This is a genomic window from Lutibacter flavus, assembly GCF_900188355.1.
Classification (GTDB): domain Bacteria; phylum Bacteroidota; class Bacteroidia; order Flavobacteriales; family Flavobacteriaceae; genus Lutibacter; species Lutibacter flavus.
In genome coordinates, this window is record NZ_FZNX01000001.1 from 914,334 (window position 1) to 935,732 (window position 21,399).

General features: G+C 28.8%; 18 protein-coding genes. 10 read left to right on the forward strand and 8 right to left on the reverse strand.

Features of this window, described 5'->3' with window-relative positions:
• Positions 1-103: 103 nt before the first annotated feature.
• A complete protein-coding gene (locus tag CHB63_RS04030; RefSeq protein WP_089377123.1) occupies positions 104-1,270 on the reverse strand; it encodes a proline dehydrogenase family protein in 1,167 nt (388 codons plus the stop codon).
• Between the two features lie 95 nt (positions 1,271-1,365).
• Here CHB63_RS04030 and aroB point away from each other — a divergent pair, with 95 nt between their 5' ends.
• The gene (gene aroB / locus CHB63_RS04035; protein WP_089377579.1) at positions 1,366-2,433 is read left to right on the forward strand and encodes a 3-dehydroquinate synthase; all 1,068 of its coding nucleotides are present in this window, start codon (positions 1,366-1,368) and stop codon (positions 2,431-2,433) included.
• Positions 2,434-2,555: 122 nt separating this feature from the next.
• Here aroB and bshA read toward each other — a convergent pair whose 3' ends face one another.
• The 4 genes from bshA to dnaB all read right to left on the reverse strand — a co-directional run bounded on the left by bshA (position 2,556) and on the right by dnaB (position 7,852).
• Positions 2,556-3,689 (reverse strand): N-acetyl-alpha-D-glucosaminyl L-malate synthase BshA, encoded by a 1,134-nt coding sequence (gene bshA / locus CHB63_RS04040; RefSeq protein WP_089377124.1) that lies wholly within the window; start codon positions 3,687-3,689, stop codon positions 2,556-2,558.
• Positions 3,690-3,903: 214 nt separating this feature from the next.
• On the reverse strand, positions 3,904-4,749 hold the full coding sequence (locus CHB63_RS04045; protein WP_089377125.1) for a transketolase: 846 nt from the start codon (positions 4,747-4,749) through the stop codon (positions 3,904-3,906).
• Positions 4,750-5,037: 288 nt separating this feature from the next.
• Positions 5,038-6,300, reverse strand: a complete 1,263-nt coding sequence (locus CHB63_RS04050; protein ID WP_089377580.1) for an asparagine synthetase B — start codon at positions 6,298-6,300, stop codon at positions 5,038-5,040.
• A gap of 34 nt (positions 6,301-6,334) precedes the next feature.
• Positions 6,335-7,852 (reverse strand): replicative DNA helicase, encoded by a 1,518-nt coding sequence (dnaB, locus tag CHB63_RS04055; protein WP_089377126.1) that lies wholly within the window; start codon positions 7,850-7,852, stop codon positions 6,335-6,337.
• Positions 7,853-8,101: 249 nt separating this feature from the next.
• Here dnaB and CHB63_RS04060 point away from each other — a divergent pair, with 249 nt between their 5' ends.
• The 9 genes from CHB63_RS04060 to CHB63_RS17400 all read left to right on the forward strand — a co-directional run bounded on the left by CHB63_RS04060 (position 8,102) and on the right by CHB63_RS17400 (position 18,587).
• Positions 8,102-9,175 (forward strand): DUF3810 domain-containing protein, encoded by a 1,074-nt coding sequence (locus CHB63_RS04060; protein ID WP_089377127.1) that lies wholly within the window; start codon positions 8,102-8,104, stop codon positions 9,173-9,175.
• Between the two features lie 24 nt (positions 9,176-9,199).
• Complete coding sequence (locus CHB63_RS04065; RefSeq protein WP_089377128.1) at positions 9,200-10,003, forward strand: TrmH family RNA methyltransferase; 804 nt, start codon at positions 9,200-9,202, stop codon at positions 10,001-10,003.
• Between the two features lie 57 nt (positions 10,004-10,060).
• On the forward strand, positions 10,061-11,293 hold the full coding sequence (locus CHB63_RS04070) for a M48 family metallopeptidase (protein ID WP_089377129.1): 1,233 nt from the start codon (positions 10,061-10,063) through the stop codon (positions 11,291-11,293).
• 44 nt (positions 11,294-11,337) lie between these two features.
• On the forward strand, positions 11,338-13,557 hold the full coding sequence (locus tag CHB63_RS04075; RefSeq protein ID WP_089377130.1) for a RelA/SpoT family protein: 2,220 nt from the start codon (positions 11,338-11,340) through the stop codon (positions 13,555-13,557).
• 103 nt (positions 13,558-13,660) lie between these two features.
• A complete protein-coding gene (locus CHB63_RS04080) occupies positions 13,661-14,104 on the forward strand; it encodes a Fur family transcriptional regulator (RefSeq protein WP_089377131.1) in 444 nt (147 codons plus the stop codon).
• Between the two features lie 19 nt (positions 14,105-14,123).
• Entirely contained in the window at positions 14,124-15,395 is a 1,272-nt protein-coding gene (locus CHB63_RS04085) for an adenylosuccinate synthase (RefSeq protein ID WP_089377132.1), read from the forward strand.
• 99 nt (positions 15,396-15,494) lie between these two features.
• Entirely contained in the window at positions 15,495-17,132 is a 1,638-nt protein-coding gene (locus CHB63_RS04090; RefSeq protein ID WP_089377133.1) for an OstA-like protein, read from the forward strand.
• Positions 17,129-18,316: an aspartate aminotransferase family protein gene (locus CHB63_RS04095; protein WP_089377134.1), complete on the forward strand. Its 1,188-nt coding sequence runs from the start codon at positions 17,129-17,131 to the stop codon at positions 18,314-18,316. Before CHB63_RS04090 ends, CHB63_RS04095 begins: the two co-directional genes overlap by 4 nt.
• A gap of 148 nt (positions 18,317-18,464) precedes the next feature.
• The gene (locus tag CHB63_RS17400; protein WP_262494202.1) at positions 18,465-18,587 is read left to right on the forward strand and encodes a hypothetical protein; all 123 of its coding nucleotides are present in this window, start codon (positions 18,465-18,467) and stop codon (positions 18,585-18,587) included.
• 263 nt (positions 18,588-18,850) lie between these two features.
• Here CHB63_RS17400 and CHB63_RS04100 read toward each other — a convergent pair whose 3' ends face one another.
• From CHB63_RS04100 to CHB63_RS04110, 3 genes are read right to left on the reverse strand one after another with little or no spacing between them, the layout of a single operon-like run.
• A complete protein-coding gene (locus tag CHB63_RS04100; protein ID WP_089377135.1) occupies positions 18,851-20,251 on the reverse strand; it encodes an outer membrane beta-barrel protein in 1,401 nt (466 codons plus the stop codon).
• 5 nt (positions 20,252-20,256) lie between these two features.
• A complete protein-coding gene (locus CHB63_RS04105) occupies positions 20,257-20,811 on the reverse strand; it encodes an RNA polymerase sigma factor (protein WP_217898396.1) in 555 nt (184 codons plus the stop codon).
• Positions 20,812-20,862: 51 nt separating this feature from the next.
• On the reverse strand, positions 20,863-21,396 hold the full coding sequence (locus CHB63_RS04110; RefSeq protein ID WP_089377136.1) for a hypothetical protein: 534 nt from the start codon (positions 21,394-21,396) through the stop codon (positions 20,863-20,865).
• Between the last annotated feature and the right edge of the window lie 3 nt (positions 21,397-21,399).

Genomic DNA, 21,399 nt, shown 5'->3' on the forward strand with positions numbered 1-21,399 from the left:
TACGTAACAAATTTTAAAGAATGATTAATATATAATTTGTTGATTTATAAAGACATAAAAAAAGAGCTGTTAAAACAGCTCTTTAAAAGATAACTATATTTCTTTAAACTTTACGTCTTTCTCTTTCTTCTTTTAACAATCGTAACTCTCTATTTGTTTGTCCGGACACCGAGGTGTTTTCTTCTGCTCGCCTTATTAAATAGGGCATTACATCACGAACTGGCCCAAATGGGAGGTATTTAGCAACATTATATCCATCTTTAGCTAAATTATAGCTTATATGATCACTCATTCCATATAATTGACCAAACCATAATCTCAAATCATCTTTATCTAAACCAGATTTAGCTATTAAATCCATTAATAAATAGGAGCTCTCTTCATTATGTGTTCCTGAAAATATAGCCATATCATCTATATTTTTGAACATATATTCCAATACATCATTAAACATTTTATCGGTGGCGTCCTTATTTACACATATTGGATCTTTATAACCTTTCTTTTCTGCGCGTTCACGTTCTTTTTCCATATAAGCTCCACGAACTAACTTCATTCCAACCTTAAATCCTTGTTCTTTTGATCTTTTATGCAACTTCTTAAGATAATCTAACCTATCCCATCTATATAATTGTAAAGTTCCAAATACAATCACTTTTTCTTGATTGTATTTTACCATCATTTCTTCAATTAAATCATCTGCCGCATCTTGCATCCAAGATTCTTCGGCATCGATTAACAATGGTACATCTCTATCATATGCAGCTTTACTTACAATGTCATATCTTTCCTTAATTCGTTTCCATTCTACTTCTTCATGAGGATCTAATGGCGTTCCTTCTGTTATTTTTTGATAAATAGAAAATTTTCCAAAACCAGTTGGTTTAAAAACGGCGAAAGGTATACTTTTCTTCTCTTTACCAAACTTAATAGTATTCAACGTTTTTTCCATTGCCAAATCAAACTGTTCTTCTACTTCTTTTCCTTCAACAGAATAATCTAAAACAGAATGTACTCTCTTAGAATACATTTTATCAATTATAGGCATACAATCTTTCTCTGTAACTCCACCGCAAAAATGATCGAAAACAGTTGCTCTAATAATTCCTTCAACTGGTAAATGCGTTTTAAGGGCAAATCTCGTTACAGCTGTACCAATTTTTACAAGTGGTTCTCGCTTAATCATTTCAAATAAATAAAAAGCTCTATCTAATTCTGAATTAGATTTTATTGCAAATGCAACTTCAGTATTATCAAATAAATTTTCCATTCTAAAATATATTTGAACAAAGATAATTACAAACAGTTTAATTTTTCATTTTTTTACCCTTAATTTGCACTAAAATATTATCCAAAATGCAGCCTATATTACCAATATTATCCAATAATTACTTTGTAAACTTTCAAGAAGATGCATATGCTAAATTAAATAGTTATATCGTTACAAATTTACCTTCAAAAATTTTCATATTAGTTGATGAAAATACCAACGAAAATTGCTTACCAATATTAATGCAAGAACTTGAAACTACAATAGGTATTGAAATTATTGAAATTGAAGCTGGTGAAGAAAATAAAAATTTAGATACTTGTTCTGGAGTTTGGCTTGCACTTACAGAACTTGGCGCAGATAGAAAAAGTTTATTGATAAATTTAGGAGGTGGGGTAATCACTGATTTAGGCGGTTTTGTCGCTTCTTGTTTTAAAAGAGGAATTTCTTTTATTAACATTCCCACAACCTTATTAAGTATGGTTGACGCCTCTGTAGGCGGAAAAACTGGTGTGGATTTAGGCGTTTTAAAAAATCAAATTGGATTATTTTCTGATCCGGAGATGGTATTGATTGATACAACTTATTTAGATACAGTAACGGAAAGAGAAATACGTTCTGGACTGGCAGAAATCATTAAATATGGATTAACTTATGATGTGAATCTTTGGAATAAAATTAATGATTTTAAAGAACTTAATCTTAACAATATTACTACTCTAATTCATCGTTCAATTGAAATTAAAAACGAAGTGGTTACTGAAGACCCTAAAGAAGCTGGAATAAGAAAAGTTTTAAATTATGGCCATACTTTAGGACATGCAATTGAATCATATTTTCTGGAATCTAATGACAAAGAAAATTTAACACATGGAGAAGCAATTGCAATTGGGATGATTACTGAAGCTTATTTATCAGAAAAATTGCTAAATTTTTCATCAGATAAGTTGAACCATATTAAACAAAAACTAATTAAAATTTATGGTAAGGTTATAATTGAGCCTCAAGATTATAACGCTATTATGGAACTTTTAATTCACGACAAGAAAAATGTTAGCGGACAAGTTAATTTTGTATTGTTAACTGATTATGAGCATTTTAAATTTGATTGCGTTGTTAAAAAAGACTTGTTAATACACGCATTAGATTACTATAATAGTTAATTATTAATTACGAATAATTAATTAAAAATTATAAGTTAATAAATTCTTTCTATATTTTTTATTCTATTCTTTTTTTTATAAAGAACTAATGTCTAATCGCCAAAAGCGAATAACTTTAAAGCCTAACAACAGCCTACAATAACTTCTCTATATACTTCTTTATAAGCAGGCAATACATTTTGTAAGCTAAAACGTTTGGCTTGTTCTAATGCATTCTCTTTAAACTGTTGTAATCTATCCGAATCTTCTAAAATAAATATACCATTTTTAGCCATATCATCGGTATCTCCTACATTACTCATAAATCCTGTAACTCCATTTATATTTACTTCTGGTAAACCTCCGGCATTGGTAGAAATCACAGGTGTTCTTGCTGCCATTGCTTCTAAAGCTGCTAAACCAAAACTTTCAGTTTGTGATGGTAATAAAAACAAATCAGAATAGCATAATAATTTATTAACTTCATTACTATTTCCTAAAAACAGCACTTTGTCTAGAATCCCTAAATCTTTAGCCTGGCATTCAATATTCTCTCTATCAGGTCCTTCACCTACTAACAATAATTTTGAAGGAATTACTTTTTGAATTTTATAAAAGATTTCCATTACATCAGATGCCCTTTTAACAGGTCGTAAATTGCTAATATGTGTTATAATTCGCTCGTTTTCATTAGCAATTGTATTTCTTTGGCACTCTGGAGCTTCAATTTCAGGATATTTTTCAAAATCAATAAAATTATGAATCACATGAATTTCCTTAGTTATATTAAATAAACGCAAGGTATCACTCTTTAAACTTTCTGAAACCGTTGTAACAACATCAGAATTATTAATGCTAAATTCAACTGCAGTTTTATAATTTGGATGACTTCCTACTAAAGTAATATCTGTACCATGAAGTGTTGTAACCACTTTTATATCAATACCCTTTTCCTTTAACATTTGCTTTGCCATATAAGCTGCATATGCGTGTGGAATTGCATAATGAACGTGCAAAATCTCTAAATCATACATTTGAACAACTTCTACCATTTTGCTCGATAACGCTAATTCATAAGGTTGAAATTGAAATAATGGATATTCTTCAACAAATACTTCGTGAAAATGAATGTCATTTGAAATAAAATCCAAACGAACCGGTTGTTTATACGTTATAAAGTGAACGTGATGTCCTTTTTGGGCCAAAGCCATTCCTAATTCAGTTGCTACTACTCCACTTCCTCCAAATGTTGGATAACAAACAATACCTATTTTCATGAAATTATTTTAAAAATTAAAAGATTTAAAAATTGAAAAGAACATCAATCTTCAGCACTTCAATAATAGTTGTAAATATAATTGTAAACTTACAATTTTAAGGTTTGAATATTATAAAAATATCATAAAAAAAACCTCTTTCAAATTAATTTGAAAGAGGTTTTAAATATTTTATAAAATATCCAGTTTAAACTTTAACGCCTAATCCTGTAAATTAATAATCTCCTAATGTTTCAGGATTTTGTCTTAGCGCTTCTTCTAGTTGCTCATCACTTGGAGCTTTACCATGCCAAGCGTGCGTATGCATCATAAAATCAATTCCATTCCCCATTTCAGAATGTAATAATATACATACAGGTTTTCCATTTCCTGTTAATGTCTTAGCTTCAGCCAATCCCTTTTTAATACTGTCAATATCATTTCCTTTTTCAATATCTAAAACAATCCATCCAAAAGCTTCAAATTTAGCTCTTAAATCACCCATAGGCATTACTTGGTCTGTAGAACCATCTATTTGTTGCCCGTTATAATCTATTGTTGCAATTAAATTATCAACTTTTTTACCTGCAGCATACATAATTGCTTCCCAATTTTGTCCTTCTTGTAATTCTCCATCACCATGCAATGTGTAAACCAATTTAGAATCTCCATTTAATTTTTTAGCTTGAGCAGCACCTAAAGCAACACTCATACCCTGACCTAAAGATCCAGAAGCAATTCTAACACCTGGTAAACCTTCGTGGGTTGTTGGGTGACCTTGCAACCTTGTATTTAAAAGTCTAAAAGTACCTAATTCTTTTACAGGAAAATAACCACTTCTTGCCAAAACACTATAATAAACTGGAGAAATATGACCATTTGATAAAAAGAATAAATCTTCATTTACACCATCCATAGTAAAATCAGTAGAATACTCCATTACTTCTTGATATAAAACTGTTAAAAATTCATTACAACCTAATGAGCCTCCGGGATGTCCAGATTTTACAGCATGTACCATTCTAACTATATCTCTTCTTACTTGTTGTGCAAAATCTTGCAATTGTTGTGTAGTTGACATTTCTTTGTTTTTTATTTTAAAAGCACAAAAATACTATTTTAGAATTATGAGACAATAACTTTTATCAATAAAGTTTTAATTGTGTTATTAACAGTTTTACCTCTTGGCTTTAAGCAATTAGCTTTTGGTATTTGGTTATCTATCATACTATACAACATTAAAGCATACGATTGTCTAAATTTTATTTCAAAAACTTCCTATCAAAGAAGTTTATTCTTATTTAATCCAATAATTAAATAACATTCAAACTTTGAGGATTTGAAACTTTTAACTTTCAGACTTTAGGTATTAGGTTTTCTGCTTTTTCTTTTTTGCTGCTGGAAAAAGGACATTATTTAAAATAAGTCGATATCCCGGAGAATTTGGGTGTAAATCTAATTCTGTTTTTGGGTCTCCTACTCTATGTTGGTAATCTTCAGGATCGTGACCTCCATAAAAAGTAAACATTCCTTTTCCTTTTACCCCATGAATATAACGGGCTTCTCTATTTGATTTTATTTCACCCATAACCAAAACACTAGATTTAACAGCATCTCTGTCAAAACTAGTCGTTTGTCCCATAAACCCTTTAACTAATTGTGTATGATTTTGACATAGCATAGTTGGAATTGGATCCCATTTTGCTGAATATTCTTTCAATGAAAAATAATCTGATGTTCGTTGAATACTCCTACGTTTACGAGTCATGTCTATAGAAGAAAATTCATATTCAACTGGACTTCTAACCAAAGTAAAATCTTTAAACGCAAATGTTTTATTGTAATCTATTTTATTTTGATAGTCCACTTCTGATGGATCTCCATCAAACATAGTTTCACATATATCAACACCATCTGCGGCTAATGCAATGTCAAAACTATCTGTTGCTGAGCACATTGCAAACATAAAACCACCACCGTAAACAAAATCTCTAATTTTTTTTGATACTGCTAATTTTTCTTCAGAAACTTTTGAAAATCCTAATTTGGTTGCTAATTCTTCTGCAGCCTTTTTTTGCTCTAAATACCAAGGGGCAGCTCTATAAGAACCATAAAATTTACCAAACTGCCCTGTAAAATCTTCATGATGTAAGTGCAACCATTCGTATAATAATAACTTATCATTTAAAACTTCTTCATCATAAACAACATCAAAAGGGATTTCGGCATAGGTTAAAACCATGGTAACTGCATCGTCCCAAGGCAATTTATCTTTGGGAGAATATACAGCTATTTTTGGTGCTTTTTCCAAAACAACTGCTTCCATATTTTTTGAAGGACTACTTATTTCTTCTAGAATATGCGCTGCTTGTGTATCTGAAATAACTCGAAATGTAACTCCTCTGATTTTACATTCATTTCTTGTAGCTTCATTATCTTCTAATAAAAAGGATCCACCTTCGTAATTTAATAACCACTGTGCTGTATTTCCTTTTTCTAAAGACCAAAATGTAATTCCATAAGCTTTTAAATGATTCGTCTGTGTAATAGCATCCATTGGAATTAAAATGAATGAGGCATAAATTGTAGATGTGCATAAAAACACAAAAACAATAAAAAGTTGTTTAAAAATTGATTGAATTCTATTTTTTAGCAAATTGTTTTATTTAAAATGGAACGTCTCCATCATCTAAATTATCTACAGATCCAAATGCATCTTCAGGACTTACCTGATTTCCTGCAGCAATTGCAGTATTCATTTTAGACTGAAACTCATTTCCAAAATCTTCATCTAAGTTACTAAATTGAGCTAAATGCCCTGTAAATTTTAACCTAATGTTTTCTAAACCACCATTTCTGTGTTTTGCAACTATAAATTCTGCCTGACCTTCACAAGGTGTTCTCTCTTCATCATCCCATTCTGTTAGGCCGTAATATTCTGGTCTAAAAATAAATGATACAATATCTGCATCTTGTTCAATTGCACCAGATTCACGTAAATCTGATAATAAAGGTCGTTTACTTCCTCCACGCGTTTCAACTGCCCTTGATAATTGCGAAAGTGCAATTACAGGAATTGCAAGTTCTTTTGCTAATGCCTTTAAATTACGAGAAATTGTTGAAATTTCTTGTTCACGATTTCCTCCAGATGAATTACCAGCAGTCATTAATTGCAAGTAATCAATAACTATAATTTTTATACCATGTTGAGATGCTAAACGACGTGCTTTTGCACGTAAATCAAAAATAGATAATGATGGAGTATCATCAATAAAAATTGGAGCTTTTGATAGGTTTTTAACTTTTACATTTAACTGTTCCCATTCATGTGGTTCTAAATTTCCTTTTCTTAATTTCCCTGAAGAAATTCCAGTTTCACTAGAAATCATACGAGTTATTAACTGTACAGAAGACATCTCTAATGAAAAAATAGCAACTGGTGTATCAAAATCTATTGCCATATTTTTAGCCATAGACATTACAAATGCCGTTTTACCCATACCAGGACGCGCAGCTAAAATAACTAAATCTGAAGGTTGCCATCCAGATGTTAATTCATCTAATCGATTAAAACCAGTGGCCACACCACTCATTCCACTTTTATTAGAAATCTCCTGAATCTTTTTTATCGCCTGTGTTACAAGCCCTTGAGCATCTTCGGAACCTTTTTTAAGATTTCCCTGAGTTACTTCAAATAGTTTTGTTTCTGCATCATCTAACAAATCAAAAACGTCTACAGTTTCATCATATGCTTCTTCAATTATTTCGGCAGAAATTGAGATTAATTTACGTTGTATATATTTTTGAAGAATAATACGTGCGTGAAATTCGATATGCGCAGATGAAGATACCTTTTGAGTTAAACCAACCAAATAAAAATCACCACCTACTAAATCTAAATTACCTGTTTTACGTAATTGATTTGCAACGGTTAATAAATCTGTTGGTTCAGAATTTTGAAACAAAGTATAAATCGCTTCATAAATATGTTGATGTGTTTCTTTATAAAAAACTTCAGGGTGTAAAATATCAATTACATCATCAACACCTTTTTTGTCAATCATCATTGCACCTAACACAGCCTCCTCTAAATCAAGAGCTTGAGGAGGAAGCTTTCCTTTTTCAAGACTAATTACTGAACTCTTTCTTAATGTTTTAGCTGGAATAGGTTTTAAATTTTTCACTCTATAATTCGTAATTTATTTTTTGAAATATTTTATATTTATAAATTAATGGGACTATAAAAATAGTTATTAATTTAGGAAATAAGGCTTCTTATTTTTGAACAAAGCAAATGTAATTTTTATTACACTAAATCACTTCCAATTTCTAATTTTATTTTTTGAACAAAATATTGTTAAAAATTTCCCAATCCTTGTTAACAACTTTTTTTTAACGGAATCATTTGATAATTTATTTCATATTTTTGAAAAATGAATTCCAAAAAAACATATAAAATTCTAACATTATTATTGTTAATGCAATGGGCTTTTATTCAAATCATAGCTAACTATCCAAACTACATAGAAAAATATTATTCGAATGGATTATATATTTATGTGTCCCGCTTTTTTCGTATTCTTTTTGGTTGGTTACCCTTTTCAATTGGTGATTTGTTGTATTTGAGCTTAATTATATTAATTATTAGGGCAATTATCTCAGTTATTAAAACTAAAAAAATAAACTTTAAAAGAACAGTATATAAAGTTTTAGGAATTAGTTCAATTATTTTTTTTGTATTTCATTTTAACTGGGGATTAAATTACTTTAGAGTTCCTTTAAATGAAACATTAAATATTGAAAAAGAAAACTATTCAAATACAGAATTAATTAATTTCACTAAAAAATTAATTTTGAAAACAAATGAAATTCATGTTTCAATTACAAAAAACGATACCATATTAATTGAGAATCCAGCTTCAAAAAAGGAAATAAAAGAAAGTGCACAATTAGCATATAATGAGTTAGAATCTAATTTTCCTCAATTTTCATATAAAAATCCAAAAGTAAAACACTCACTTTTTAGTGTACCTTTAACTTATATGGGATTTGCAGGTTATTTAAATCCAATTACCAATGAGGCTCAGGTAAATTCATTAATTCCAAAAAATAATTATGCCGCTACTGTCTGCCATGAAATAGCACACCAAGTTGGTATTGCTTCAGAAAGCGAAGCAAATTTTGTTGGGTATTTGGCTGCAACACATTCTAAAGATAAATATTTTAATTATTCGGGATATTCATTGGCATTGCGATATTCTTTATTTGAAGTATATAGAAAAGATTCCGTGCAATTTGAAAATTTAAAACCTTTAATAAATAAGGGTATTTTAAAAGACTTCAAACAAAGTCAAGATTTTTGGGAATCATATCATAATTGGACTGAAAAATATTTTAAGACTTTTTATGATAATTATCTTAAAGCAAACAAGCAAAAAGATGGTATTAAAGGCTATAATAAATTAGTTACACTATTAATAAATTATTATAAAACTAAAGATATCTAATTAATTAACTGTTATTTTTGCACAATGCACAAACAGATTTCAAGTATACATAATCCTTTTATTAAAGACCTTTCTCAATTAAAAGAAAAGTCACGAATTAGAAAAAAAACTCAAACTTTTTTAATTGAAGGTTTGCGTGAAATATCTTTAGCAATTGCTGGTGGATATACTATTAAAACAATTTTAGTAGATTTTTCAAAAATAAATCAAACTGAAATAGATAGCCTCTTAACAACCTCAATATCAGAATTTGAAGTAATAGAAATTTCTAATAATGTATATGAAAAACTGGCAATTAGAGAAACCACAGAAGGTATTTTAGCAGTTGCCAATTCTAAAAATTTAGCATTGAAATCAATTGAATTTAAAACAGAAAATCCTTTAATTTTAGTTGCTGAAGCTCCTGAGAAACCAGGAAATATTGGTGCTTTGTTGAGAACTGCCGATGCGGCTGGAATTGATGCTGTTTTTATTGCAAATCCAAAAACAGACCTTTACAATCCTAATATTATTAGATCAAGTGTTGGTTGTTTATTTACAACAACAATTGCAACAGGAACCACTTCAGAAATTATTTCTTTTTTAAAAGAGAAAAACATTAATATATACAGTGCAGCTCTAACGGCTTCTGTTGAATATCAAACAATTGACTTTAAAAAACCTTCTGCAATTATAGTTGGCACAGAGGCAACAGGACTCACTGATGAATGGTTAGAAAATACAACTTCAAATATTATCATTCCTATGCGAGGTGCAATAGATTCTATGAATGTTTCAGTAAGTGCTGCTATTATTTTATTTGAAGCCGTGAGACAGCGGAATTCATAATTTATAATATAAATTATGAATAATAAATTTTACAATTAAACCTTTAAACATTAATAAATGACTCCACAAACACTATTTTATATTTTAATAGGTATTATTATTGCCAAATATTTATTTGACACGTTTTTAAATGCTTTAAATTCAAAACATTTTAATGATGCTATTCCAAAAGAATTAGAAGGCATTTATAATGAAGAAGAATACTTAAAATCACAGAATTATAAAAAGGAAAAATATAAATTTTCAATCTTAACAAGTACTTTTTCTGTGTTACTTACGGTGTTGTTTTTTGTATTTGATGGTTTTGCATATGTAGATGCTATTGCAAGAAATATTTCAGATAATTCAATTATAATAACACTAATTTTCTTCGGAATCATACTGTTTGCAAGTGATTTTATTACTTTACCCTTTTCATATTATAATACTTTTGTAATTGAAGAAAAATTTGGTTTTAATAAATCGACCGTTAAAACTTTTATTTTTGATAAAATTAAAGGTTGGTTAATGCTTTTAATAATTGGAGGTGGAATTTTAGCTTTAATAACTTGGTTTTATAAGTTAACTACAACTAATTTTTGGCTATACGCCTGGGCACTAATTGCTGTTTTTACAATTTTAATGAACCTTTTTTATTCAAAATTAATTGTTCCTTTATTTAATAAACAAACAGCTTTAGAAGACGGTGAATTAAAAACAGCTATTAATACTTTTGCAAATAATGTTGGTTTTAAACTTGATAATATTTATGTAATTGATGGCTCTAAAAGATCAACAAAAGCAAATGCCTATTTCTCGGGATTTGGTTCTCAAAAAAGAATCACTTTATTTGACACACTTATAAATGATTTAGAAATTGATGAAATTGTTGCCGTTCTGGCTCATGAAGTTGGTCATTACAAAAAAAAGCACATTATATATAATTTAATAATGTCTCTTGTTTTAGCTGGCTTCACATTTTATATATTGTCGTTACTTGTAGGTAATAATTTATTATCCCAAGCGTTAGGTGTAGAAATAACAAGTTTTCATATAGGATTAATTGCTTTTGGAATATTATACAGCCCAATTTCAGAAATTACAGGATTTTTTATGAATGTTGTATCGAGAAAATTTGAATATGAAGCAGATGATTATGCTAAAACTTATTCCAATGCTGATGCTTTAATTTCCTCATTAAAAAAATTATCTAAAAACAGTTTGAGTAATTTAACACCTAACAATTTGTACGTTAAAATGCATTACTCCCATCCTACTTTATTACAACGAATTTTAAACTTAAAAAAATAATAATTATAAATTGTTTAGTCAATATAAAATACTATTTTTAAGCAATGACATATAATTTAAGCATAGAAGAAGAAAATAAAGAAATAGCAAAACGATATAAAGATTTGCTAAAAGGTGCTTACCAGTCATTTACTGATTCTGATAAAAAAGAAATTAGGAAAGCGTTTGATATTGCATTAGAAGCGCATAGATCTCAGCGCAGAAAAACAGGTGAACCATATATTTTTCATCCAATTGCAGTAGCAAAAATAGTTGCCTATGAAATTGGATTGGATACAACATCTATTGTTGCTGCATTATTGCATGATGTTGTTGAAGACACAGATTATACTTTAGAAGATATAGAACGTTTATTCGGTGAAAATGTAGCGAGAATTGTTAATGGTTTAACAAAAATTTCTCATTTAAATAAAGAACAAAACGCCTCCATACAAGCAGAAAATTTTAGGAAAATGTTGTTGACATTGCACGACGATGTGCGTGTAATATTAATTAAAATTGCTGATAGATTGCACAATATGCAAACTATGGATGCAATGCCTGCCGACAAACAATTAAAAATTTCATCGGAAACTATTTATATATATGCCCCATTAGCACATAGATTAGGGCTATATAATATTAAAACAGAACTTGAAAATTTAGGCTTGAAATATACCGAGCCCGAAGTTTATAATGATATTTCTGAAAAAATTACTCAAAGTAAAGAAGAACAAAATATTTATATTGAAACTTTTTCAAATATTATAAAAGAATCATTGGATAAAGAAGGTTTTAAATACTTAATAAAAGGTCGTAGAAAATCAATTTATTCTATTCGCAAAAAAATGCTTTCTCAAGGTGTAACTTATGATGAGATTTATGACAAATTTGCAATTAGAATTATCTATAACTCTACTTTAAAAGATGAAAAGTTTGATGCTTGGAAAATATATTCAATTGTTACTGACCATTTTAGGCCAAATCCAAGCAGATTAAGAGATTGGATTAGCCAACCCAAATCTACAGGATACGAATCTTTACATATTACGGTAATGGGCCCATTGGGAAAATGGGTTGAAGTTCAAATCCGTTCAGCAAGGATGGATGAGATTGCCGAAAAAGGATATGCCGCACATTATAAATATAAAAACAATTCTGATAAGGAAAGTGGATTAGATGATTGGTTAAATAAAATTCAAGAATCACTTGAAAATTCTGACAGTAGCGCCATAGATTTTGTAGAAGATTTTAAGTTAAATTTATATTCCAAAGAAGTATTTATATTTACTCCTACCGGAGAATTAAAAGCGCTTCCAAAACATGCAACAGCGCTTGATTTTGCATTTTCCATTCATACTCAAGTTGGTATGAATTGTAGAGGAGCTAAAATCAATGGAAAATTAAAGCCTATAAGTCAAGAATTATTTAGCGGTGATCAGGTTGAAATTATTACTGCTAAAAATCAAAAACCAAATGTTGGATGGTTAGATTTTGTTGTTACTGCAAGAGCTAGATCCAGAATTAAAAATATCCTTAAAGAAGATCAAAAGAAAATTGCGGAAGAAGGAAAAGAAGTTTTAACTAGAAAATTAAAACATCTTAAAATAACTTTAAATGAAAAAGTTGTTAATGAACTTGTTGTGTTTTTTAAACTTAAAACAAGTTTAGATTTGTTTTATAGAATGGGAAGCGGATCTATTGACAATAGCCAGCTTAAGGAATTTATAGCACAACGTAATAATGCTTTTGTAAGTTTCTTTAAAAATAGAATGAAAAGAAGCCCTTCTAAGTTAGAAAATATTGAAAAAGATGAAATTAACTCAAATTATGATTCTTTAGTTTTTGGAAAAGAAGAAGAACGACTGGAATACAAAATTTCGCAATGTTGTAATGCAATTCCAGGTGATAAAGTTTTTGGTTTTGTAACAATAAATGATGGAATTAAAGTTCATAAAAAAGATTGTCCAAATGCAATAAGTCTGCAAGCGAACTACGCTTATAGGATAATGAGTGCTAAATGGATTGATTCCACAAATCAAGAATTTAAGGCAATTCTTAAAATTCATGGTGTTGATCACGTTGGTCTTGTAAATGAAATTACCAAAGTTATTTCAAGAGATATGGATGTAAATATTCATAACCTAAATATATCTGGTCATGACGGAATTTTTGAGGGAAAAATAACAGTAAGTGTTAGAAATAAAACCCAACTTCAAAGATTAAGTGATAATATTAAAAAATTAGAAGGAATTGACAAAGTTGATCGAATTTATAAGCACTAGTTTATTCACAATTAAAGTTAATAAATATAAATAACACGCTTAATTTTTAAAAAAAATAGAGTTAACTTTGTTGTTTAATTTTATAATTAAAATAGCAGTTTTTATGAGTAATGATAATCAAAAAATTGTAAAAAACGTTTTTGTTAATTTTCTGGAAGCAAATAGCCATAGAAAAACTCCAGAACGATTTGCAATTCTTCAAGAAATTTATGATTTAAACGACCATTTTGATATAGAATCACTTTATATTCAAATGAAAAATAAAAATTATAGAGTTAGTAGAGCTACTCTCTATAATACTATAGAGTTACTTTTGGAATCTGGCTTAGTAAGAAAACATCAATTCGGTCAAAATCAAGCACATTACGAAAAATCTTATTTTGATAAACAACACGATCACGTAATACTCACAGATACAGGTGAAGTTATTGAATTTTGTGATCCAAGAATACAAATAATAAAAAAAACGATTGAAGAAACTTTAAACATAGAGATTCACAATCATTCATTATACTTCTACGGAACAAAAAAACAAAAAGACAACTAACATATTATTAAGCAAAAAAATGGCTGTAAATTTATTACTAGGATTGCAATGGGGAGATGAAGGTAAAGGAAAAATTGTAGATGTACTTACATCTAATTATGATATAATTGCACGTTTTCAAGGTGGTCCAAATGCTGGGCATACTTTAATTTTCGACGGACACAAACATGTGCTTCATACAATTCCATCTGGGATTTTTCATAAAGAAGCAATTAATGTAGTTGGAAATGGTGTTGTTATAGACCCTGTAATTTTCAAAAAAGAATTGGATAATTTATCTCAATTTAATTTAGATTTTAAAACTAAATTATTAATCTCAAGAAAAGCACATTTGATTTTACCAACCCACAGATTATTAGATGCTGCAAGTGAAACTTCAAAAGGTAAGGCCAAAATTGGTTCTACTTTAAAAGGTATTGGTCCAACTTATATGGATAAAACTGGTAGAAATGGAATGCGCGTTGGTGATTTAGAACTTGAGGATTGGAAAGATCGCTATGCTGCATTAACAGCAAAGCATATTAAAATGATTGACTTTTTTGATGTTCAACTTGAGTATGATTTAAAAGAATTAGAAGCTGAATTTTTCGTAGCAGTTGAAAGATTAAAGGAACTAACTTTTATTGATAGTGAAGAATATTTAAATAATGCCATGAAAAATGGTAAAACAGTTTTAGCAGAAGGTGCTCAAGGATCTATGTTAGATATTGATTTTGGAACCTATCCTTTTGTTACATCTTCTACCACAACTGCCGCTGGTGCTTGTACTGGTTTGGGAGTAGCACCAAACAAAATTGGAGATGTTTTTGGAATTTTTAAAGCATATACAACTCGTGTAGGTTCTGGACCGTTCCCTACTGAATTATTTGATGAAGATGGAGCTACAATGTCGAAAATTGGTCAAGAATTTGGAGCAACAACTGGACGTCCACGTAGATGTGGTTGGTTAGATTTAGTTGCACTAAAGTATGCGATTGATATAAATGGTGTAACTCAGTTGATGATGATGAAAGGTGATGTGCTATCAGGATTTAAAACTTTAAAAGTTTGTACTTCTTATAATTATAAAGGAACAGAAGTAAAACATTTGCCTTATAATATTGAAGAACATAACGTAACTCCAATTTATACAGAAGTTAAAGGTTGGGCTCAGGATTTAACTGGTATGACCACTAAAGATACACTTCCAAAAGAATTAATAGATTATATTAAATTTATTGAAGATTTTGTTGAAGTTCCTGTGAAAATTGTATCTGTTGGTCCAGATAGGAAACAAACAATAATGAGATAATATTAAAAAAGCTTCAAACACATTGAAGCTTTTTTTTTAACACACTATTATAATTTACAAACTACTTTTTCGTTAGTTTTGTGTTTAAATTAATTTGTCTTGAAAAAAATTATAATTATAATTATTGCTTTAATAACAATTCAAGGGTTTTCTCAATCTAAAAGAATTAAAATATTAAAAGCCGATAATACATTTATTGATGAGAGATTTCCAGGAGCAACAATTTCAACTGGAAATGTTTTTGTTGAACATGAAGGAGCTACTCTCCGTTGTGATAAAGCCTATATATATCAAGAAGAAAAATTGATTAAAGCGATGGGAAATGTAATCATCAATCAAGGAGATACTATTATACAATATAGTAAATATGTTGATTATGATTCCAATAAAAAAGTAGCAACTTCTTGGGGAGATGTAATTCTTAAGGACGAATTTATGACTTTAAAAACAGATACTTTATACTTTGATAGAGTTGAGCAACATTTGTTTTATAAAAGTGGAGGAACTATAAAAGACACTACAAATCTTTTAAAAAGTAGAGAAGGAAATTATTATTTAAGAACCAATAAATTTCAGGCTTTTAAAAAAGTTGATGTTACTAATAAAGACAGTAAATTAATTTCAGATCATTTAGATTATTTTACAAGTACCGGAATTGCCGAATTGTTTGGTCCATCAACAATTACAAGTGCAGAAAATTCTATTTATACAGAAAAAGGGCATCATAATTCTAAAACTAATATTTCTCATTTTTTAAAGAATTCTAAAATATTATATGGAGACAGAACTATTAAAGGTGATAGCTTATACTATAATAAAAACATAGAATATGCGTCCGCAACAGGAAATATCTCAGTTTTAGATACAACAAATAGTACTATTATTAGAGGTGGATATGCTGAATTTTTCAAGTTAAAAGATTCCGTTTATATAACCGATAAAGCTGTTGCAGTATCAGCTATGGAAAATGATTCTATTTATATTCATGGAGATAAATTAATGGTAACTGGGGAGGTTGAAAATCGAGTAATCAAGGCTTTTAGAAGAGTTAAAATTTTTAAATCCGATATTCAAGGAAAATGTGATTCACTAGTATCAGACGAAAAAACTGGACTAACTAAATTATATACAAATCCAGTATTATGGGCAGAAGGAAGTCAAATTACAGGTGATACAATTCACTTCCTGTCAAATCAAAAAACAGAACAATTAGACTCGTTAAAGGTGTTAAACAACGCCTTAATGGTACAAAAGGATTCTTCAGGCTACAGTCAGCTTAAAGGGAAAAATATGTATGGTAAGTTTAAAAATAATAACTTAGAATCTTTAGATGCTGTTGGAAATAGCGAAACAATATTTTTTTTAAGAAATGAAGAGCAGGTACTTTTTGGAATAGATAAAAAACAGTGCAGCAATAATATTTTGATTCTTTTTGAAAATAATGATGTTAAAAGCATTGATTATAACAATATGGTGACTGGTAAAACGTACCCTCCATCAGAATTTGAAAAGTTAAAAGAAAATGATAAACTTCTCAAAGGATTTGTTTGGCGAGCGGATGAAAGACCTCTTACTAAAGATGATATTTTTATAAAAGATGAAGAATTAATTGTGCCTGAAGGAAAAAAAGAAATTAGTGAGAAGATCGAAACAGCCGATTTGCCTGTAACTAAACCAGTAAAAGAAAAACCAATTCCAAAAGGAAAACCATTACCAAAAGTAATTCCTGAAAATTGAAAAAAGATTTTTTTATATACCAAGCGCAAACTAGCTCTAAGCCTTTAGCTTTAGAAATTTCAAAAGCAAGTGGTTGTTATGTGTATGACAAGCATGGAAAAGAATATCTCGATTTTATAGCAGGAGTTTCTGCAAACACACTTGGACATAATCATCCTATAATTTCACAAGCAATTAAAAATCAGGTTGATAAATATACTCATGTAATGGTTTACGGGGAATTTATTCAACAGCCTCAAGTAGATCTTACCAAATTACTTGCAACCAATTTACCAAATTCTTTAGAAACAGTTTATTTAACAAATTCTGGAACAGAAGCAACAGAAGGGGCTTTAAAATTAGCTAAAAGATTTACAGGAAGACACGAAATTATCGCTGCAAAAAACGGTTATCACGGTAATACACAAGGCGCAATGAGCGTTTGTGGAGCAGAAGAAAAAAATAGTGCTTTTAGACCTTTAATACCTGGTATTAAGTTTATTGAATTTAATAATTTAGTTGATTTAGAAAAAATAACTACCAAAACAGCTGGTGTCATATTAGAAACCATTCAAGGTGGTGCTGGTTTTATTGAACCTGCAAATGATTATTTAAAAAAGGTTTTGGCTAAATGTAATAAAGTTGGTGCCTTACTTATATTGGATGAAATTCAATCTGGAATAGGAAGAACCGGTAAATTATTTGGTTTTGAAAATTATAATGTGATTCCACATATTATTGTAACGGGAAAAGGATTGGGTGGTGGAATGCCCATTGGGGCATTTATTTCATCTAATGAAATAATGAGTTGCTTAAAGGAACATCCTAAACTTGGCCATATTACTACTTTTGGAGGGCATCCGGTTATTGCTGCAGCTGCACATGCAAATTTAAAAGAATTGCTACATTCAGATTTAATATCTGAAACATTAAATAAAGAGCTATTATTTAAAAAACTTTTAATTCACCCTTTAATTACTGAAATTAGAGGAAAAGGATTGATGTTAGCCGCAATGGTTGAATCCAGTGAAATAGCTTCAAAAGTAATTTTGAATTGTTTAGATAATGGTTTACTGTTGTTTTGGCTTCTATTTGAAGGCAAAGCTATTAGAATTACTCCTCCCCTTACCATTACAGAAGATGAAATTTATAAAGGATGCAATATTATTATTGAATCTTTAAATAAGATTCTTTCTGATTATTAAACCCTTAACTTTTAATTAACAATTAACCTAAAAGTCACTTTTAATCCGTTAAATATTTGTTAATACAGTACTATGCTATACATTATAGCGTAACATTTAGTGGCCTTCAACGTCATTTAAGTGTATAACAACTATAAAAGACGATATTATGAAAACTTTAAATTTAACCACACAGGAAAACAAAAAGAAAAAAGTAATAATGGTAAATTACACAAACACTAAAAGAATTCAATGGGATAGATTTAGAAGATATGGACTTTATGCTTCTTAAAGAATTCTAAAATAATTTTATATGAGAACTAAAAAATAAACCTATAGTATTTAATTTACTATAGGTTTTTTGTTATCTACTATTAACTCTTATTTTATGAAATAAAAATTTTAGAATTATCAACTTAAATTTATAAAATCCCAGCTTAACCCAAAGGATAAGCAATGAGATTTTATAACTTGTAACTAAATTGTAAAAATTTAAATTATTAACCTATTATCTTCTATACGTTCTAAATAAACAAAACGCTACAAGATTTTTTATTATTTTCTTTGAAAACTAAAATTATAACGTAAATGGATTCCTAAGCTTGAAAAGTCAACTTTTTGTTGAGTAACTGGAGTTAACGAATATTTAAAATAAGGTTCTATAATTACAGATTGAAGTTGATTATTAATTGGAAGTTCAATACCAAATGAAAGGTTCAAAATATTAGCGAAATTGAAGCTGTTTGAATTAGATGGAGTCACAACCTTACTATCAGTTTGCACCAACTCATATTTTACTATATTGTTTCCAAAAGTATCTTGAGTAGCAATTTCAGTTCTATTGTTTACTAAATAACTAGCCTCTACATCCTCTTTAAAATATGAAGTAGATGAAAATCCTGCAGAAATAAATAAGTTATTTTCATTAAATGAAAAATTATATTTTAAATTAACTGGAATTTCAATTCCCTTAATAACTGCCTCTTTATTTACTAATTGGCTTGCACTTTTTGAACTTACAACATCCGATAAATAGCTAGTTTGTTCGTTTAAATTAAGCTTTTGATCTGCATAAATTATTCCTGTACCTATGTTAAACTTTTTTGAAATTGGGATCTCTACAGTAACCCCTCCTGCAAAACCAACATTTGAATTTTCACCTTCTTGATTGTAGTCTAAAATTGGTGAAATATCTACACCATATTTAATTGGTTTTCTAATCTTCTCATCTTCAGATTTTTCTTCTTTAACCAAAGCCATAACTTCTTTTTTAATTGTTAAAGAATCATTTTTAATTTTTTGATCAATTTCAGCAAGGTTTTTTTTACTAATTATAGAATCTATATTTTTTTCTTTATCAATAGAAAAGGCTAAATTTTCATTCTTAGATTTAATGTCCTTATGAGCGATAGTAGTATTACCTTTTAAAGAATCAGTCAAAATTTCAATTTTATCTATAGCTGGAGGAATAACATTCTTATTTTTAATAGGTTGTTTTTTGTTATTAATTTCAGTAGAAGCAACTGCCTCTTTTACATTAAAATCGTTAGAGTTATTAAATTTACTCTTATTATTTATTGTTGTAGAATCAATTAAACTAACATTAGAATCCGATTGATTTAGACTATCAATATAATCTGGTCCTGATGTAATAAAAATTTTCTCATTTAATTTTAAGCTATCAATTCTCAATGAATCATTTTTGTTGTCTAAAATAATTTGAGGATTAATAACATCATTTGAATCTGAAGTGCTAAAGAAATATTTACCCAAACCTCCAGCTATTATAGAGAGCATAAAAAATGCTGCAATACGCCAATAAAAAAAGATTCTTCTCTTGTCTTTTTTCTTTTTAGCCACCAACATTTTCCAATGTTCTGGATTGTAGGGGATGTCTCTGTTTTCAGCTACTTCCTTAATTTTATCACTTAATATTTTATCAAATTTATCTTTCATTTATTCTAAAAGTTTTTATTAAACAAAACTCTTAACTTCTTTTTAGCTCTTGTTAAAAATACTCTTGAAGTACTTTCGCTAATTACAAGTTTTACAGATATTTCCAAATGACTAAACCCTTGTATTTCATATAAGTTAAAAACAAGTCGGTGCATTTCTGGTAATTGATCTAATAATTTTAAAATATCTTCAACATTTAAATTATCTATACTATTTTCATCAGGTATTAAATCTTCAACTTCTTCTATTTCTAATTGATAATAATGCTTTGAATTTTTTCGAATATTATCAATTGCAGTGTTAATTAGAATCCTTCTTAACCAGTTCTTAAATGGAACAGTGTCATTGTATCCTTTTTTTTGTATTGAAGAAAAAACCTTTAAAAAACTATCATTTAAAATACTAACAGCATCATCATTAGAATATGTATATAGCCTGCAAATACTTAAAGAATAGCCATAAAAATGCTTGTACAACAATTCTTGTTGTATTACATTACCTTTCTTACAACCGGTGATAAGCTTTTCTAAAAATATGTGTTTATCTATTTCCTGTTCCAAATTGAATTTGGTTAACCTTTTACAAACTTAATACCTTAATTATCAATCGATTTAGTTAATTACAACATCAGCTTCTTCACCTGAATTATAAGTGCTATAAATATGATATGCACAGCTATCTTTATAAACAACATCACCAACTAATTCTTTTAAATTTATACTAATAGTTTCAGTTATTAAAGCTTCACAATCATCATTATTGCTATCATGAATAAGTAATAAATTCATATGGCAAGGTTCATCTGTATACACAATTCCATCCCAAATAATTTCGAAGCCATGTTGTTTGCAACCCCCACTGTATGACAAATTTATTTGAATCGAATCTTTTTCTCTTTTCGCACTATTTATAACATAAGATTCACCTGAACTTAAATTGTTCAATCTATTACTATTTAATGTATAAAAAACCTCACTATTTATGCGTAATACAGCAGACACTTGTGAAAATTCTGATTGAGATGTATAAATGGCATCATTAAATGCATCAGAAACTTCACTATCTTCTAAACTATCTGAACAAGAAGTGCTGCTCAGTGCAATTATAAAAACTATTGATAAAAGTTGAAAAAATATATTTTTCATTTT

What these genes read in the sequence shown, in the direction of transcription:
- CHB63_RS04030 (WP_089377123.1), bottom strand. Translation starts at nt 1,270, where the DNA reads ATGGAAAATTTATTTGATAATACTGAAGTTGCATTTGCAATAAAATCT.
- bshA (WP_089377124.1), bottom strand. Translation starts at nt 3,689, where the DNA reads ATGAAAATAGGTATTGTTTGTTATCCAACATTTGGAGGAAGTGGAGTA.
- CHB63_RS04045 (WP_089377125.1), bottom strand. Translation starts at nt 4,749, where the DNA reads ATGTCAACTACACAACAATTGCAAGATTTTGCACAACAAGTAAGAAGA.
- CHB63_RS04060 (WP_089377127.1), top strand. Translation starts at nt 8,102, where the DNA reads ATGAATTCCAAAAAAACATATAAAATTCTAACATTATTATTGTTAATG.
- CHB63_RS04065 (WP_089377128.1), top strand. Translation starts at nt 9,200, where the DNA reads ATGCACAAACAGATTTCAAGTATACATAATCCTTTTATTAAAGACCTT.
- CHB63_RS04070 (WP_089377129.1), top strand. Translation starts at nt 10,061, where the DNA reads ATGACTCCACAAACACTATTTTATATTTTAATAGGTATTATTATTGCC.
- CHB63_RS04075 (WP_089377130.1), top strand. Translation starts at nt 11,338, where the DNA reads ATGACATATAATTTAAGCATAGAAGAAGAAAATAAAGAAATAGCAAAA.
- CHB63_RS04080 (WP_089377131.1), top strand. Translation starts at nt 13,661, where the DNA reads ATGAGTAATGATAATCAAAAAATTGTAAAAAACGTTTTTGTTAATTTT.
- CHB63_RS04085 (WP_089377132.1), top strand. Translation starts at nt 14,124, where the DNA reads ATGGCTGTAAATTTATTACTAGGATTGCAATGGGGAGATGAAGGTAAA.
- CHB63_RS17400 (WP_262494202.1), top strand. Translation starts at nt 18,465, where the DNA reads ATGAAAACTTTAAATTTAACCACACAGGAAAACAAAAAGAAAAAAGTA.
- CHB63_RS04100 (WP_089377135.1), bottom strand. Translation starts at nt 20,251, where the DNA reads ATGAAAGATAAATTTGATAAAATATTAAGTGATAAAATTAAGGAAGTA.
- CHB63_RS04110 (WP_089377136.1), bottom strand. Translation starts at nt 21,396, where the DNA reads ATGAAAAATATATTTTTTCAACTTTTATCAATAGTTTTTATAATTGCA.